The organism is Embleya hyalina (genome assembly GCF_003967355.1).
Lineage (GTDB): Bacteria > Actinomycetota > Actinomycetes > Streptomycetales > Streptomycetaceae > Embleya > Embleya hyalina.
In genome coordinates, this window is the sequence record NZ_BIFH01000023.1 from 201,681 (window position 1) to 215,905 (window position 14,225).

General features: G+C 72.0%; 14 protein-coding genes. 7 read left to right on the forward strand and 7 right to left on the reverse strand.

Annotated elements, in window-relative coordinates; translation table 11 throughout:
• Positions 1–47 precede the first annotated feature (47 nt).
• From EMA17_RS24535 to EMA17_RS24550, 4 genes are all read left to right on the forward strand, one after another.
• Positions 48–737 carry a TetR/AcrR family transcriptional regulator gene (locus EMA17_RS24535; RefSeq protein WP_126639264.1) on the forward strand — a complete coding sequence of 230 codons (690 nt, stop codon included), beginning with the start codon at positions 48–50 and terminating at the stop codon, positions 735–737.
• A 65-nt stretch (positions 738–802) separates the two neighbouring features.
• Positions 803–1,555 (forward strand): SDR family NAD(P)-dependent oxidoreductase, encoded by a 753-nt coding sequence (locus EMA17_RS24540; RefSeq protein WP_126639265.1) that lies wholly within the window; start codon positions 803–805, stop codon positions 1,553–1,555.
• 143 nt (positions 1,556–1,698) lie between these two features.
• On the forward strand, positions 1,699–2,739 hold the full coding sequence (locus EMA17_RS24545; RefSeq protein ID WP_126639266.1) for an NAD(P)-dependent alcohol dehydrogenase: 1,041 nt from the start codon (positions 1,699–1,701) through the stop codon (positions 2,737–2,739).
• Positions 2,740–2,830: 91 nt separating this feature from the next.
• Positions 2,831–3,181 (forward strand): tetratricopeptide repeat protein, encoded by a 351-nt coding sequence (locus EMA17_RS24550; protein ID WP_246126865.1) that lies wholly within the window; start codon positions 2,831–2,833, stop codon positions 3,179–3,181.
• Between the two features lie 9 nt (positions 3,182–3,190).
• Here the strand turns inward: EMA17_RS24550 and EMA17_RS24555 are convergent, their stop codons facing one another.
• From EMA17_RS24555 to EMA17_RS24565, 3 genes are all read right to left on the reverse strand, one after another.
• Positions 3,191–3,871: a lysoplasmalogenase gene (locus EMA17_RS24555; RefSeq protein WP_126639267.1), complete on the reverse strand. Its 681-nt coding sequence runs from the start codon at positions 3,869–3,871 to the stop codon at positions 3,191–3,193.
• The gene (locus EMA17_RS24560) at positions 3,868–4,734 is read right to left on the reverse strand and encodes a sterol desaturase family protein (protein WP_126639268.1); all 867 of its coding nucleotides are present in this window, start codon (positions 4,732–4,734) and stop codon (positions 3,868–3,870) included. The genes EMA17_RS24555 and EMA17_RS24560 overlap by 4 nt, the downstream gene beginning before the upstream one ends.
• A gap of 156 nt (positions 4,735–4,890) precedes the next feature.
• A complete protein-coding gene (locus EMA17_RS24565) occupies positions 4,891–6,000 on the reverse strand; it encodes a PRC and DUF2382 domain-containing protein (RefSeq protein WP_126639269.1) in 1,110 nt (369 codons plus the stop codon).
• A gap of 299 nt (positions 6,001–6,299) precedes the next feature.
• Here EMA17_RS24565 and EMA17_RS24570 point away from each other — a divergent pair, with 299 nt between their 5' ends.
• Complete coding sequence (locus tag EMA17_RS24570; RefSeq protein ID WP_126639270.1) at positions 6,300–6,767, forward strand: GNAT family N-acetyltransferase; 468 nt, start codon at positions 6,300–6,302, stop codon at positions 6,765–6,767.
• Between the two features lie 16 nt (positions 6,768–6,783).
• On the opposite strand, the gene EMA17_RS24575 is transcribed toward EMA17_RS24570, so the two are convergent.
• On the reverse strand, positions 6,784–7,011 hold the full coding sequence (locus EMA17_RS24575) for a hypothetical protein (protein WP_126639271.1): 228 nt from the start codon (positions 7,009–7,011) through the stop codon (positions 6,784–6,786).
• 434 nt (positions 7,012–7,445) lie between these two features.
• Between EMA17_RS24575 and EMA17_RS24580 the strand changes: the two genes are divergently transcribed.
• Positions 7,446–9,284 carry an arabinofuranosyltransferase AftB family protein gene (locus EMA17_RS24580; RefSeq protein WP_126639272.1) on the forward strand — a complete coding sequence of 613 codons (1,839 nt, stop codon included), beginning with the start codon at positions 7,446–7,448 and terminating at the stop codon, positions 9,282–9,284.
• Here EMA17_RS24580 and EMA17_RS24585 read toward each other — a convergent pair.
• Positions 9,208–10,161 (reverse strand): iron-sulfur binding domain-containing protein, encoded by a 954-nt coding sequence (locus EMA17_RS24585; protein WP_126639273.1) that lies wholly within the window; start codon positions 10,159–10,161, stop codon positions 9,208–9,210. The genes EMA17_RS24580 and EMA17_RS24585 overlap by 77 nt on opposite strands.
• A gap of 182 nt (positions 10,162–10,343) precedes the next feature.
• Between EMA17_RS24585 and EMA17_RS24590 the strand changes: the two genes are divergently transcribed.
• Positions 10,344–11,210 (forward strand): hypothetical protein, encoded by an 867-nt coding sequence (locus EMA17_RS24590; RefSeq protein ID WP_126639274.1) that lies wholly within the window; start codon positions 10,344–10,346, stop codon positions 11,208–11,210.
• Between the two features lie 100 nt (positions 11,211–11,310).
• On the opposite strand, the gene disA is transcribed toward EMA17_RS24590, so the two are convergent.
• Complete coding sequence (gene disA, locus EMA17_RS24595; protein WP_246126866.1) at positions 11,311–12,420, reverse strand: DNA integrity scanning diadenylate cyclase DisA; 1,110 nt, start codon at positions 12,418–12,420, stop codon at positions 11,311–11,313.
• A 350-nt stretch (positions 12,421–12,770) separates the two neighbouring features.
• Positions 12,771–14,162, reverse strand: coding sequence for a DNA repair protein RadA (gene radA, locus EMA17_RS24600; protein ID WP_126639275.1), 1,392 nt, complete (start codon positions 14,160–14,162; stop codon positions 12,771–12,773).
• Between the last annotated feature and the right edge of the window lie 63 nt (positions 14,163–14,225).

Here is a 14,225-nt window from a genome sequence, read left to right on the forward strand (position 1 = left end):
ATTGAATGTGCGCGGTGTCAACATGGGGCTGGATCGAACGGAGAACCATGCCAAGCGAGCAAGCCGCAGGCGCGCCGAGCCGGCGCGGCTACCACCATGGCGACCTGCGGAACGCGCTGACCGAGGCTGCGGTGGAACGGGCCCGGGCGGCCGGGCCGCAGGCGATCGTGCTGCGCGAGGCGGCGCGGGCGACGGGGGTGTCCTCGACCGCCGCCTATCGACACTTCGCCAACCACCACGAGTTGGTCGTGGCGGTCAAGGACCACGGCCTGGCGCTGCTCGCGGCGACGATGCGGGCCGAGTTGGCCAAGGGCGAGCCGTGTCCGGACCCCGGTGACGAGGCGATGCGCCGATTGCGCGCGGCGGGTCTGGGCTACGTGCGCTTCGCGTTCGCCGAACCCGGCCTGTTCCGGACCATCTTCTTCGGCGCCGCCGAGGGCGAGCCGTCGATCGGCCGGCGGCAGGCGGCCGAGGCCGAGGGGGACGACGGGAAGGTGTACGGCGGCACGCCCGGCGGGTCGGACGAGTCGTACACGCTGATGTCCGAGGCGCTGGACGACCTGGTCGCGCTGGGCCGGCTCCCGGAGGAGCGGCGCAGGTATTCGGACGTGGTGTTGTGGTCCGCGGTACACGGCCTGAGCGTGCTGCTCCTGGACACCGAACTGGCCCGACTCCCGGACGACGTCAAGGCCGACATCGTCAGCCGCGGCCTCGACGTGGCGCTGAGCGGCCTCTGACGCGCGTCCCCCGATAGGCCCCCTTCGGCGGGCGGGTGCGGCGGGGGGCTTCCAGGATCGAAGGCATGAGTGCCGACTTCGCCGCCAGGACCGCCATCGTCACCGGGGCCGCCTCCGGGATCGGCGCGGCCGTCGCCCGGCGGCTCGCGGCGGACGGCGCCCGGGTCGTGGTCGCCGACCTCGACGACGTCGGCGCGGCCCGCGTCGCCGCCGAGATCACCGAGGCCGGCGGCAGTGCCCGGGGCATCCGGGTGGACGTGGCCGACCCGGACTCCTGCGCGGAACTGGTGCGCGCGACCGTGGCGGCGTTCGGCGGCCTGCACCTCGCGGTGAACAACGCGGGCGTCACCGGCCCGCACGCGCCCACCGGCGAATACCCGGCCGACGGCTGGCGCACGGTGATCGACGTCGACCTCGGTGGCGTCTTCCACGGGATGCGCCACCAGATCCCGGCGATGCTGGAGTGCGGCGGCGGGGCGATCGTCAACGTGGCCTCGATCCTCGCCGCGGTCGGCTTCCCGAACGCGGCCGGCTACGTGGCGGCCAAACACGGTGTGCTCGGCCTGACCCGGACCGCCGCGATCGAGTACGCGCGGCGCGGGATCCGGATCAACGCGGTCGGCCCCGGCTTCGTGGAGACCCCGCTGCTCGCCGACGCCGACCCGAAGGCGCGCGCCGCGCTGGCCCGGCTGCATCCGATGGGCCGGCTCGGCACCCCCGAGGAGGTCGCCGAACCGGTGGCCTTCCTGCTCTCCGACCGGGCCTCGTTCGTCACCGGGAGCTACCACCCGGTCGACGGCGGCTACACCGCGCCGTAGCACGGGAGTCGGGATACCCCGCCCCGGTAATCCATCCGGTTGGCGGGTCATAGTCTGGAATCGACGTCGCCGGCCCACCGTGCCACCCGAGCACCAGCCACGTCACCCGCGTGGGGGCCGGTACGCCGGAAAGGGAGAAACCCATGAAGGCCGTCCAATACGTCGAGTTCGGCAAGCCGGTCGAGGTGCGGGAGATCCCCGCACCCGAACCGGGCCCCGGACAGGTACTGCTCCGGGTCACCGCCGCGGGTGTCTGCCACTCCGACATCTTCGTGATGAGCCGCCCGCCCGCCGACTTCGGCTTCGCCGCCCCGCTCACCCTCGGCCACGAGGGCGCCGGCGTGGTCGCCGCGCTCGGCGAGGGGGTCACCGGCCTGGGGATCGGCGACGCCGTCGTCGTGTACGGGCCGTGGGGCTGCGGCACCTGCCACGCCTGCGCCCAGGGCCGGGAGAACTACTGCTCGCGCGCCGCGGAACTCGGCATCCGCCCGCCCGGCCTGGGCGCCCCGGGAGCGCTCGCCGAATACCTGCTGATCGACGACCCGCGCCACTTGGTCCCGATCGGCGACCTGGACCCGGTGCGGACCGTTCCGCTGACCGACGCCGGACTGACCCCGTACCACGCGATCAAACGTTCGCTGGACAAGCTGTACGCGGGCAGCACCGCCGTGGTGATCGGCGTCGGCGGCCTCGGCCACATCGGGGTGCAGTTGCTCCGCGCGCTCTCCGCCGCGCAGGTGATCGCGCTGGACGTGAGCGAGGACAAGCTGGAGTTGGCCCGGGCCTCCGGCGCGCATCTGGCGATCACCTCCGACGCCGGGGCCGCCGACATCGTCCGCGAGGCCACCGACGGACGCGGGGCGCAACTCGTGCTCGACTTCGCCGGCGTACAACCCACCGTCGACCTCGCCGCGAAGTGCGCGGCCGTGGAGAGCGACCTGACCATCGTCGGCATCGGCGGCGGCACCCTCCCGGTCGGCTTCGGCCTGATCCCGTACGAGTGCTCGGTCAGCACCCCCTACTGGGGCTCGCGCGCCGAACTGATCGAACTGATCGACCTGGCCCGCCGCGGCGCGGTGAAGGCGCACGTGGAGACGTTCGCGCTGGACGACGCCCCGGAGGTGTACGACCGGTTGCACCACGGCCGGATCAACGGCCGCGCGGTACTCGTCCCCGGCGCCTGAGCGGGGCCCGCGTACCGGCGGAATACCCGGCCGGGGTATTCGGTTCTGCTCGGTGTCCGACGCCGTCACGAGCATCGCGAAGGGAGCCGACGTGACGCTGACCCTGGAGACCTACCGCATGGCCGAAGGACTGGTCGAGCAGCGCGAACCGCTGCGTGCGCTGCGCCTGTTGGAGCCGGCCCTCGACGAGGAGCGGGACAACGTCGCCGTGCAGCAACTCGCCGGGCGGGCGTACTACCTCTCGCTCCAACTCCGCCGGGCCGAGGCCACGCTGCGCCGGGTGATCGAACTCGACCCGTGTGACGCGTGGGCCACCCACGCGCTCGGCCGCACCCTGGAGCGGGCCGGCCGAGGGGCCGAGGCGGCGCCGTATCTGCGGCTCGCGGCGGCGATGAACCCGGAGCCGGAGTACACCGCGGCGGCGGCCAGGTACGCCGACTGACCGACCCGCTCAACCCGACGAGGCGGTGGACCGAGGGTCCACCGCCTTGTCGGCGTACCGGCGGGGAAACGGCCACGCCGCCCAGGTGAGCGCCAGCAGCAGTTGCCCGGCCACATAGGTGGGCATCACCAGCGCCGCCTGACCCGGCAGCAGGTCGACATCGGCCAGACCGAGGGCGATCACCGCGTCGGAGCCCAGGAACAGCGCGCCGCCGAGCCCGGTGCGCCGACCCACGCCGGCCGCGCACACGGCCATCGCGGTGAGCAGGAGGCTGTAGCCGAGCACCGGCACCAGCAGATCGTCGAGCCCGCCGCGGACGCCGGCCATCATGGCGCCCCAGGCGAGCAGGTACACCGCGGGCAGCCACGGCGGCAGCGTGATCCCCACCCGCCGGAAGGCGAGCAGGTAGCAGACGTGCCCGACGGCGAACCCGGCCATCCCGACCAGGAACGTGGCCTCCCGGTCCACCAGCAACCCCACGTCGCCGACGAACCCGCCCACGAGCGCGCCGATCGGCAGCCATAGATCGTGCTTCGCGCCGGGCCGCGCGGCCACGCACACGAAGGCGATCAGCACCGGCATCAACAGTGTCTTGGTGACCCAGCGGGGCCCGTCCACATCCGCCGCCGCGAGTACCGAATCGGCGACGCCCAGCGTCAGGTAGGCGACGAGCAGCACACGAGCTCTCACGCCGCGGCCTCGGCGGCGGCGCCCGCCGGGACCGTCGACGCGGCCGGCGCGGGCTGCCAGCCGGGACCGCGCAGTACCCGCCCGAACCGCACCCGCCAGGTGCGCGCGGCCCGCACGTCGCGCGCGATCGCCGCGTATTCGTGAAAGGCCACCCGCAGCGGGTTGTACGTCCCGATGTTCGTGGTCAGCCCGTAGTTCACCGGCTCGCCCTCGGGCTCGAAGCTGCGGCACAGCCGGTCCCACACGATCAGGATGCCGCCGTAGTTGCGGTCCAGGTATCGCGGGTTCGAACCGTGGTGCACGCGGTGGTGCGACGGGGTGTTGAAGACGTACTCGATCGGCTTCCAGAGCCTGCCGATCCGCTCGGTGTGGATCCAGAACTGGTACAGCAGGTTGATCGAGAAGGACGTGACCACCATCGCGAAGGGGAAGCCGAGCAGCAACATCGGCCCGATGAACACGATGTGGTGCGCGCCGGTCCAGGTCTGCCGCAGCGCGGTGGAGAGGTTGTAGTGCCGGCTGGAGTGGTGCACGACGTGGCTCGCCCACAGCAGCCGGATCTCGTGACCGGCGCGGTGCTCCCAGTAGTAGAAGAAGTCGACGCCGACGATCACCAGGATCCACGTCCACCACGTGTGCGGCAGCCGCAACGGCGTGAGCTCGTGCAGCCCGTCCCAGGCCAGGACGGTCACCAATCCCCAACCGAGGCCCGCCACGATGCTGCCCAGACCCATGGTCAGGCTCGTCGCGGTGTCCTTCACCGCATACCCGCGCTCGTCGTCGTCGGGGGCGAAGCGATACGACACCCACTCGACGAACAGGAGGAGGGTGAAGGCCGGAATGGCGAACACCGTGAGGTCCATGCTCGGACCCTACTGGCGAGTAACGCCGGGCGGAAGAGGTGATTTCCCGCGATTTTCCCGCGATTTTCCCGGGCCGCGCGGGTCCGCGCGCGAAAGCCCCCGACCGCCGCCGGAGGCATGTGCCGGGGTGATCGGGGGCTTCGTGTGGTGCCGGTGTCACCGGTTCTCGTCGAGCCGTTCGCCCTTGCCGTCGAGGATCTGCACCTTGTCCCCGTCGTGCAATTCGATCCGCTCGCGGCGGACCTCCTCGGTCACCCGCTGCTCGCCCTGCACCCGCTTGGAGACGAGTCGGATGCGCTCGACCGGGACGACCTCCTTGTGGACGACGACCCGCTCGGCGTGCAGCACGATCTCGACCGCGTTCTCCCGCATGTCGGAGCTGTCGAGGGCGCCGCGGCGGGTGGAGTCGTCGATCGGTTCGCGGACGATCTCCCACTCCTCGTGCATCACCGGGACGACCTTGTCCACGCGCTCGGTCTCGACCACCTTGCGCAGCGCGGCGCGGCCCGCCTCGATCGTCTCGACGTGCACGTCGAGGCGCTCCTCGGAACGGGTCATCCACTCCATGCCGGCCTTGCCGGAGGTCGCCGCGGTCCGGGCGGTGCCCGAGGCGGCGGAGGTGGGCCGGGTCGTGCCGGCGGTGCCGGCCTCGGTGCCGGTCCGCGCGGTCGGGCGGGCGGCCCGGCCGCTCATGGCGCCGGCGGTCCCGGCGGCCGTGGTGTCCAGCGCGTCCGCGGCCCGGGTCGGCGGGTCGTTCGTCCGCACCGACGGGTCGTGCCTGCCGGTCAGCTCCTCGTAGCCGTCGTCCGAACCGGCGAGCTGCGACTTGGACATGTCGGGCCGGTGTCGGGTGCCCGCCGCGGCGGCCGTACCCGCGGCCCCGGCGGCTCCCGCGGCTCCGGCGGCGGTTCCGGTGGTGCCTTCGGCGGTCCCGGTGCGGGTCATGCCCGCCGAGGGCGTCACGCTGTAGTGACGGTAGAGGCGGGCCTCCTCCTCCGGCGACAGGTGCTCGTCGGTACCCAGACTGGGCGCCTCCTTGACCAGCTCCTTGTCGAACGGCACACGCAGGTCGTCACCCTGCATGTCGGCCGGGCCCAGCGGTACGAAGCTCTCGCGTCCGCCGAACATGCCGGTCTTGACGGTGACCCACTCCGGCTCGCCGGTGCGGTCGTCCAGGTACACCTGGCCGATGGTCCCGATCTTGCTGCCTTCGGAATCGACGACCTTGCGGCCGATCAGTTCCTGCGGGGTGACATTCGTCTTCACGAGCCAACGCTCCTGTTCCCGGAGTCGCGGCGGGGGTGCCGCCGGCCGGAGGTAGTCGTGTGGGAGCTTCGTTCTCCAGCAGACGGCGAATCGGGCGATGCGACAACCGGAGGGGGTCGGGGCGGGGTCGGGCGGTACCCCGGCGCGGCGCCGTCAACTGGGGGAATGCGATCCGCGCCGGCTCGTGCGCGGACGGGTGGGATTTCACCCGAGTGGGTGAGTGGGCGGGCCCGGGGACGGGCCGGGGCGGGGCGGCCGGGTGTCGTGCCCCGGGCGGTCCCGATTTGTAGGCTCTCGACATGACCATGACCATCCGCCCGGCGACCGCCCGGGATCTGTCGGGGTTGCTCGCGCTCTACGCCGAATTCCATCCCGGCGACGTGCCGCCGCCGATCGAGCAGGCGCATGCGATCTGGGCGGACATCGCCACCCAGCGCGGGCGCACGGTGCTGGTCGCCGACCTGGACGGCACGGTCGTGGGCACCGTCGACAGCGTGGTGCTGCCCAACCTCACCCGGGGCGGGCACTCGATCATGTTCGTGGAGAACGTCGTGGTCGCCGCGTCGCATCGCCGGCGGGGCATCGGCGGGCGGTTGATGGCCGCCGCGCTCACCGCCGCCGGCGACGCCGGGTGCTACAAGGTGCAACTGCTCGCCGCCGACGGTGCCGAGGTGCACGCCTTCTATCGGGCCTGCGGGTTCGACGCCCTCGCCCAGGGGTTCCGGCGTTATCTGCGACCCGTCGCGAACGGCGCGGCGCGCGGCTGAGGGTGGGCCCGCCCGGTCAGGTGCCGGTGCGCCAGGGACCGCCCGGGGAGCCCTCGGGGGGATCGGTCGGGCCGTTGCGCAGCCAACCGGTCCCCCGGCAGTGCGGACAGCGGGTGCCCGCCCAGATCGTCGACACCTCGCGGTGCCTGCTGCGATACACCCGACCCGAGGTGTCCAGGCCGGTGCCCTGGCAGCCCATGCACTGGATCGCGTCGCCCGATCCGTGCCCGTCGTCCTCCGTCACCGCGTCCCCCTTCGCTCTCGGTGTACCGCCCGCGGCGCGGTCGGATCGCGTTGCGTAGCGGCCGCGTGCACAACCAGTATTCGCTCGTCGAGGGCCCGGCGCCGGCATTCCGGGCAGAACGCCGCGCCGCGTCGCGGGCGGCCGGGGGAGCGCGGCGCGCGGCGAGGGGGTCGGTCCGGGGCCCGCGGTCCTCGGGCCGCCGGTCGGTCGGGCCGCCGGTCGGTCGGGCCGGGGTGGGCGGGTAATGCGTTCGCTCGTTTATTTCGTTACGTTGGAAAAGAATACGCCCGCAAAGACGATGTCGGGCGCGGTGGATCGATACAGTTTTCGATCGCATTGCCGGGCTTCGGGCAGGGGTAATTCGAACAGGTATTTCACCGATGTTATTATCGAGCGGATCGAAGTGTGAACCACAAGAGCTCGGGGGCAGGACGATGGGCGTAGAAAGCGCCTTGGTCGAGGACCACGCGGTCGAGGACGCGAAGAATTCCGGTCCGGATATATCGCCACATAGACCGTGGTATCGGCCGGACGCGCGGACCGGATGGGGTCTCGCCGTCGTGCTGGTCCCGGCCCTGCTGCTCGGCGTGGCCGCCTTCCAGCGGCGCTGGATCGGCGACGACGGGCTGATCTTCGTCCGCGTCTCACAGCAGATTCTGGACGGCAACGGACCCAATTTCAACGTGGGCGAGCGGGCCGAGGCGGCGACCTCGACGTTGTGGCCGTGGCTGCTCGCGCTGGTCGGCGGGGTGACCGGGATCGACCTGGTGGCCGTCGCGGTCTACGGCTCGCTCGGCTGTGCGGTCGTCGGCCTGGCGCTGGCCTCGGCGGGCACTCGTCGGCTCTACCGCGACCTGCCCGGCGGCGGCCTGCCGCTGCCCGCCGGCGCGCTCGTGATCGCCGCGCTCCCGCCGTTCTGGGACTTCGCCACCTCGGGCCTGGAGATGGGCCTGATCTTCGTCTGGCTGGGCACGAGTTGGTGTCTGCTGGTCCGGCTGGACCGGGTCACCTCGTTCGCGCGCCAGGCGTGGACCTCGTTCGCGCTCGGCATGGGTGTCCTGGTGCGGCCCGACCTCGCGCTCGGCACCGTCGTGTTCGCGGTGGCCGCCTGGCTGCTGCTGCGGCCGACCCCGAAACGGCTGGCCGTGCTCGCGGCGTGCGGCGGCCTGCTGCCGGTGCTGTACCAGCTCTTCCGGATGGGCTACTACGGCGTCCTGCTGCCCAACACGGCGATAGCCAAGGAGGGCACCAAGACCGACGTCGGGCGCGGGTGGACGTACTTCGAGGACTACGCGAGCCCGTACAACATCTGGGCGCCGCTGCTGCTGACCGTGGTCGCGGTCGGTCTGCTGGCGACCGTCGGCCGCTCGGTGGGCGACTTCGAGCGCTACCGGATCCGGGTGCTGACCGGGACCGCGCTGGTCGCGGGCACGGTGCTGCTCGGCTACGTGATCGTGGTCGGCGGCGACTTCATGCACGCCCGGCTGCTGCTGCCGGGCACCTTCGCCTTCCTGCTGCCGGTCCTGGTGTTGCCGCTGCAACGGCTGTACGCGAGTACCGCGGCCGCGCTCGCGGTGTGGTCGCTGGTCTGCGCGGCCGCGATGCGGGTGCCGTACCAGGGCTTCGGGCCGAAGAACATCGAGGACACCCGCACCTGGTACACGGCCTGGACGGGCGAGTCGAATCCGGTCACCGCGGCGTCCTATCGGGCGGCGTTCGTGAAGCGGCTCGAAGGGGTCGGCAGGGAATGGCAGGCGGATCGGGCGGCGCCCGGCGCGCAGTTCGTCTATCTGACCTACTACCACGAGCCCGACAAGTTCTGGATGTTGAACTTCGACTTCCGGTCCGCGCCGCTCAAATACCATGTCCCGGTCACCGATTCGGTCGTCTACGGCGCGCTCGGCCAGCCCGCCGTGCTGGTGCCGACCTCGGGTCTGGCGATCGACATCTTCGGCCTGGCGAATCCGCTCGGCGCACACCTCGACCTCGACTATCGGACCCGGTCGGGGCACGACAAACTGACCTACATCGAATGGATTCTGGCCGACTTCACCCGGCCGGGCACCCCGCTCGACCTGCGCAATGTCGATCCGGCAAAGGTCGAGGCGGCCCGTCGGGCGCTGAATTGCGGCGGAATTCGCGAACTTCAGGAAGCGACCCGCGAGCCGATGTCGTTGTCCCGATTCTGGAAGAATTTCACCGGCTCGGTGAAACGGAATTCGATGCGGATTCCGACGAATCCGATCGACGCGGAGAAGAAGTACTGTCACTGAGCGGACCGGCCGGCAGGCGGTACACACCCGCCGCCAGCGGCTCCACCAGCCCGTCGGCGACCAGCCCGTCCAGCGCCCGCGCACGCTGGACGGGTTCGTCCCACACCGCGTCCAACGCGGCCTGGTCCACCGGTTCGGCGCTGTCCCGCAGCACCGCCAGCAGTCGGCCCCGGACCTGGCGGTCGGTGCCCGCGTACGTCTGGCCGCGGCGCGGCGGACCCGTGTAGGCGGGCTTGCCGGCCAGTCGCCACGCGCACAGCGCCGCGATCGGACACCCGACACACTTGGGCGACTTGGCCGTGCACACCAGTGCGCCGAGTTCCATGATCGCGACCGCCCAGGTCGACGCCGTCTCGGCGGTGGCGGGCAACAGCGTGGTCGCGGTGCGCCGTTCGGCCGGCGTGGTGGCCTGCGGCGGATACTCGACGCCGTCGATCGCCCGGCCGATCACCCGGCGTACGTTGGTGTCGAGCACGATGTGTCGCTGACCGAACGCGAACGAGGCGATGGCGGCGGCGGTGTACTCGCCGACCCCGGGCAGCGCGAGCAGGTCCGCGTGTTCGCGCGGCACCTCGCCGTCGTGCCGGTCGACCATCGCGGTCGCCGCGCCGTGCAGGCGCAGGGCACGGCGCGGGTAGCCGAGCCGGCCCCACATCCGCACCGCCTCGCCCGGCTCGTCGGCGGCCAGTGCGGCGGGGGTGGGCCAGCGCTCCAGCCAGGCCGTATAGGCCGGCAACACCCGGGCCACCGGGGTCTGTTGCAGCATGAACTCGCTGACGACCACCGCCCACGCGGACGCGTCGGGGGTACGCCAGGGCAGATCGCGGTTGTTGGCCGAATACCAGTCGAGGATCGGCTCGTGCAGTGCGTGTGACATCTCTCCCCGATCCTCGCACGTTACGGGGGGGTCACTCGGGCGAGTGACGGTGGCTTCTGCCCGCAAATGCCGGAATAGGCCCGCGACCAGGGCTTCTTCGGCCGCGACACGGCGGGAAAATCCAACGCTTCGGACGGTGTGGCTACACCGGACGGCGTAACGATCTCCCCTAGAGTTTGCGCGTGGACTCGATGCGCCGTCCCGTGGGTCACCTGCCGTCAACCGTCTATTGGCGTCGGCGGGTCGTCGTGCTGCTCGCCCTCGCGCTGTTGATCGCGCTGGTGGCCTGGGCATGCACTGCCGGTGGGGACTCCGACGACAAGAAGAACGCCTCGGACAAGAAGCCGATCCCGTCCGGCTCGGTCTCGCCCGATCCGGGGGGCATCACGCCCGGGGCCAACCCGACCAACGGTGCCAATCCGCCGATCCCCGGCGGGAGTACGGGCACGCCCGGCGGTACCACCGGCACCTCTTCGGGCGCCTCCGCCGGCACGTCGGCCGGCGCCTCCGGCCAGCCCGGTGGGCAGAGCGGCCAGAGCGGTCAGTCGGCGGGCGGCGCGGGCAACCCGGGCGGCGGCACGGTTCCGGGTGGCGGCAAGCCCGCTCCGGGCGGCGGCACCTGGTGCACCCCGGCCATGATCCGGGTGCAGATCCAGCCGGTGGAGGCGGGCAAGAGCGCCTACAACGCCTCGCAGAACGTGGCCCTGAAGGTGATCGTCACCAACGAGTCCGGCCCCACCTGCTACGTCGATCTCGCGCCGAGCCACGCCTACATCGAGGTGTTGTCCGGCAGCGACCGGCTGTGGAGCTCGGCCGACTGCGCGCCCGGTCCGGGCACCGACCTGCGCCAGATCCAGCAGGGCGCCTCGCAGGCCGTGTCGATCACCCGGGACTGGGCCTGGACCCGCTCCGACGCGCGGCAGTGCGCCACCAACGGCGGGCAGACCAAGGCGGCCCCGGCGGACAAGGCCGCCTACCGGGCCAAGGGCGTGCTGGCGGGCCTGGAGCCCTCCGGCGAGTTCATCTTCACCGCCACGGTCGGCAAGTAACGGCGTACCGGCACGGCGAAATCCGCACGCGGGACGTGGACACCACGGGAAGGGCCCCGGCGCCAAGCGCCGGGGCCCTTCCCGTGTCACCGTCGAGCGGTCAGACGTAGCGCTCCAGGATCGAGGACTCGGCGAGCCGGGACAGCCCCTCGCGGACGCTGCGGGCCCGGGCCTCGCCCACGCCGTCCACCGCCTGGAGGTCGTCCACGCTGGCCGCGAGCAGCTTCTGCAGGCCGCCGAAGTGCTCCACGAGCCGCTCGATCACCACCGGTGGGAGCCGGGGGACCTTGGCGAGCAGTCGGTAGCCGCGCGGGCTGACCGCCGAGTCGAGGACCTCGTGGCCCGAGGTGAAGCCGAGCGCGCGGGCCACCGTCTGCAGGTCGAGCAGATCCGCGTGGGCCAGACCGTCGAGTTCGTCGAGCACGTCGGCCTCGGTCCGGCCGCGCTTGATCGCGCGCTCCGGCACGTAGTCGCGGGCGACCAGCTTGCGGTCGTCCTCGACACCCGCGATCAACTCTTCGAGTTGCAGCGAGAGCAACCGGCCGTCGACCCCCAACTCGGTGACGTAGCCGTCGATCTCGCGGGCGATCAGGCGCACCATCTCCAACCGCTGGGACACCGCGCACACGTCGCGAACGGTGACCAGATCCTCGATCTCCAGGGCGGACAGCGTGCCCGACACCTCGTCGAGGCGCAGCTTGTAGCGCTCCAGGGTGGCGAGCGCCTGGTTGGCCCGGGACAGAATCGCCGCCGAGTCCTCCAGGACGTGTCGCCGACCGTTCACGTAGAGCGCGATCAGGCGCATGGACTGGCTCACCGAGACCACCGGGTAGCCGGTCTGCTTGTTGACCCGCTCGGCGGTGCGGTGCCGGGTGCCGGTCTCCTCCGTCGGGATCGACGGATCCGGGACGAGTTGCACGCCCGCCCGGACGATCTTCGTGCACTCGCGGTCGACCACCACCCCGCCGTCGAGCTTGCACAACTCGCGCAGCCGGGTCGCGGAGAACTCGACGTCGAGCACGAAGCCGCCGGTGGACAGCGCCTCCACCGTCTTGTCGAAACCCAGCACGATCAGGCCGCCCGTGTTGCCCCGGAGGATGCGCTCCAGGCCGTCGCGCAGGGCGGTGCCCGGGGCCACGGACTGCAGCGCGGCCCTCACGAGAGCCGCGTCGGCACTCGTGCCCTTGTCGGTCCGGTCATTCGTAGCCACAGAACTCCCCGTGGTCGTTGCCATCCTCGGCCGGCCATCGGCCGTCACCCGGGCATTTGCTCCGGTATGCACGGCCGGGAGCGCCTCAGGACCTGCGGACGACACAGGTCGGCCGCTACGTCGGAAGATCGGTGGAAAAGTCTAGTGCCTCCCGGCCGCCGACCGGTCGCCGCAACCGACTCGAAGCCGTGTTTCGGCACGGGTCGTGCGCGCCGCTCCGCGTGTCGAGTATGTCCGAGGCGACACATGGTCACTCCTCGGGGCACCCGGAAAGTTGCCGGACGGCGCCCGGGAACGGGGCCGGGCGCGCGGGGGAGGGTGTCGCGGGCCGGGTCGGCGGGCCCGGACGATCATGTGCGGTCGTCCCGGCGCTCGCGTGCGGAGACCAGGTTGAACGCGCGCAGCGCCTCGCGGATGTCGGCCACCTCGATCACCTTCATGCCCTTGGGGATCTTGCCGGGATCGGGCGGCACCAGGGCGTGGGTGAAGCCGAGTCGGAACGCCTCGGCGAGCCGCCGCTGTACGCCGGTGGTGCGGCGGATCTCGCCCGCGAGGCCGACCTCGCCGACCGCGACCAGCTTGGTCGGCAGCGGGTGGTCGGCGGCGGCGCCCGCGAGGGCCAGCGCCGCGGCCAGGTCGGCGGCCGGTTCGGTGAGCTTGACGCCGCCGACGGTGGCGGTGTGGATCTCGGTCTTCTCCAGGCGCACCCCGCCGCGCCGCTCCAGGACCGCGAGCACCATGCCGATCCGGGCCGAGTCCAGGCCCGAGGTGGCCCGTCGCGGGGTGGGGATCTGGGACGGGGCCACCAGTGCCTGGACCTCGACCACCAGGGGCCGCTTGCCCTCCAGGGTCACCGTGACGCAGGTGCCGGAGACCGGCTCCGCGCGCTGGGTCAGGAACAGGCCGCTGGGGTCGGTCAGGCCGGTGATGCCCTCGTCGTGCAGTTCGAAGCAGCCGACCTCGTCGGCGGTGCCGTAGCGGTTCTTGATCGCGCGGACCAGGCGCAGTCGGGCGTGTCGGTCGCCCTCGAAGTGCAGCACCACGTCGACCAGGTGCTCCAGCAGGCGCGGGCCGGCGATCGAGCCGTCCTTGGTGACGTGGCCGACCAGCACGGTGGCGATGTTGCGTTCCTTGGCGATCCGGATCAGCGCGCCGGTCACCTCGCGGATCTGCGATACGCCGCCGGGCGCGCCGTCGATCGCGGGTGAGGCGATGGTCTGCACCGAGTCGACCACCAGGAGCGCGGGCTTGACCGCGTCGACGTGGCTGATCAGCGCGGCGAGGTCGGTCTCGGCGGCGAGGTAGAGCTCCTCGTCGAGCGCGCCGATCCGGCCCGCGCGCAGGCGGACCTGGGCGGCCGACTCCTCGCCGGTGATGTAGAGGGTGCGGGCGTCCGGCGAGGCGGACTTGCTCGCCACGTCGAGCAGCAGGGTCGACTTGCCGACGCCGGGCTCGCCCGCGAGCAGTACGACCGCGCCCGGGACCAGGCCGCCGCCGAGCACCCGGTCCAACTCGTCGACGCCGGTCGGGCGGAACCGGGCCTGCTGTACGTCGATCCGGCCGATCGGCAGCGCCGCGGTGGTGACCGGTCCGGCGGCGATCGAGCGGGCCTTGGGGGCGCCGAACTCCTCGACCGTGCCCCACGCGTGGCACTCGTTGCAGCGGCCGAGCCATTTCGGCCCGGTCCAGCCGCACTCGGTACAGCGATACGACGGGCGATCCTTCGTGGTGGTCCTGGCCATGCCAGGAACCGTAACGGCCCGCGCCGACAATGGAGGAGCGGTCGGGATCGATCACGGGCGGAA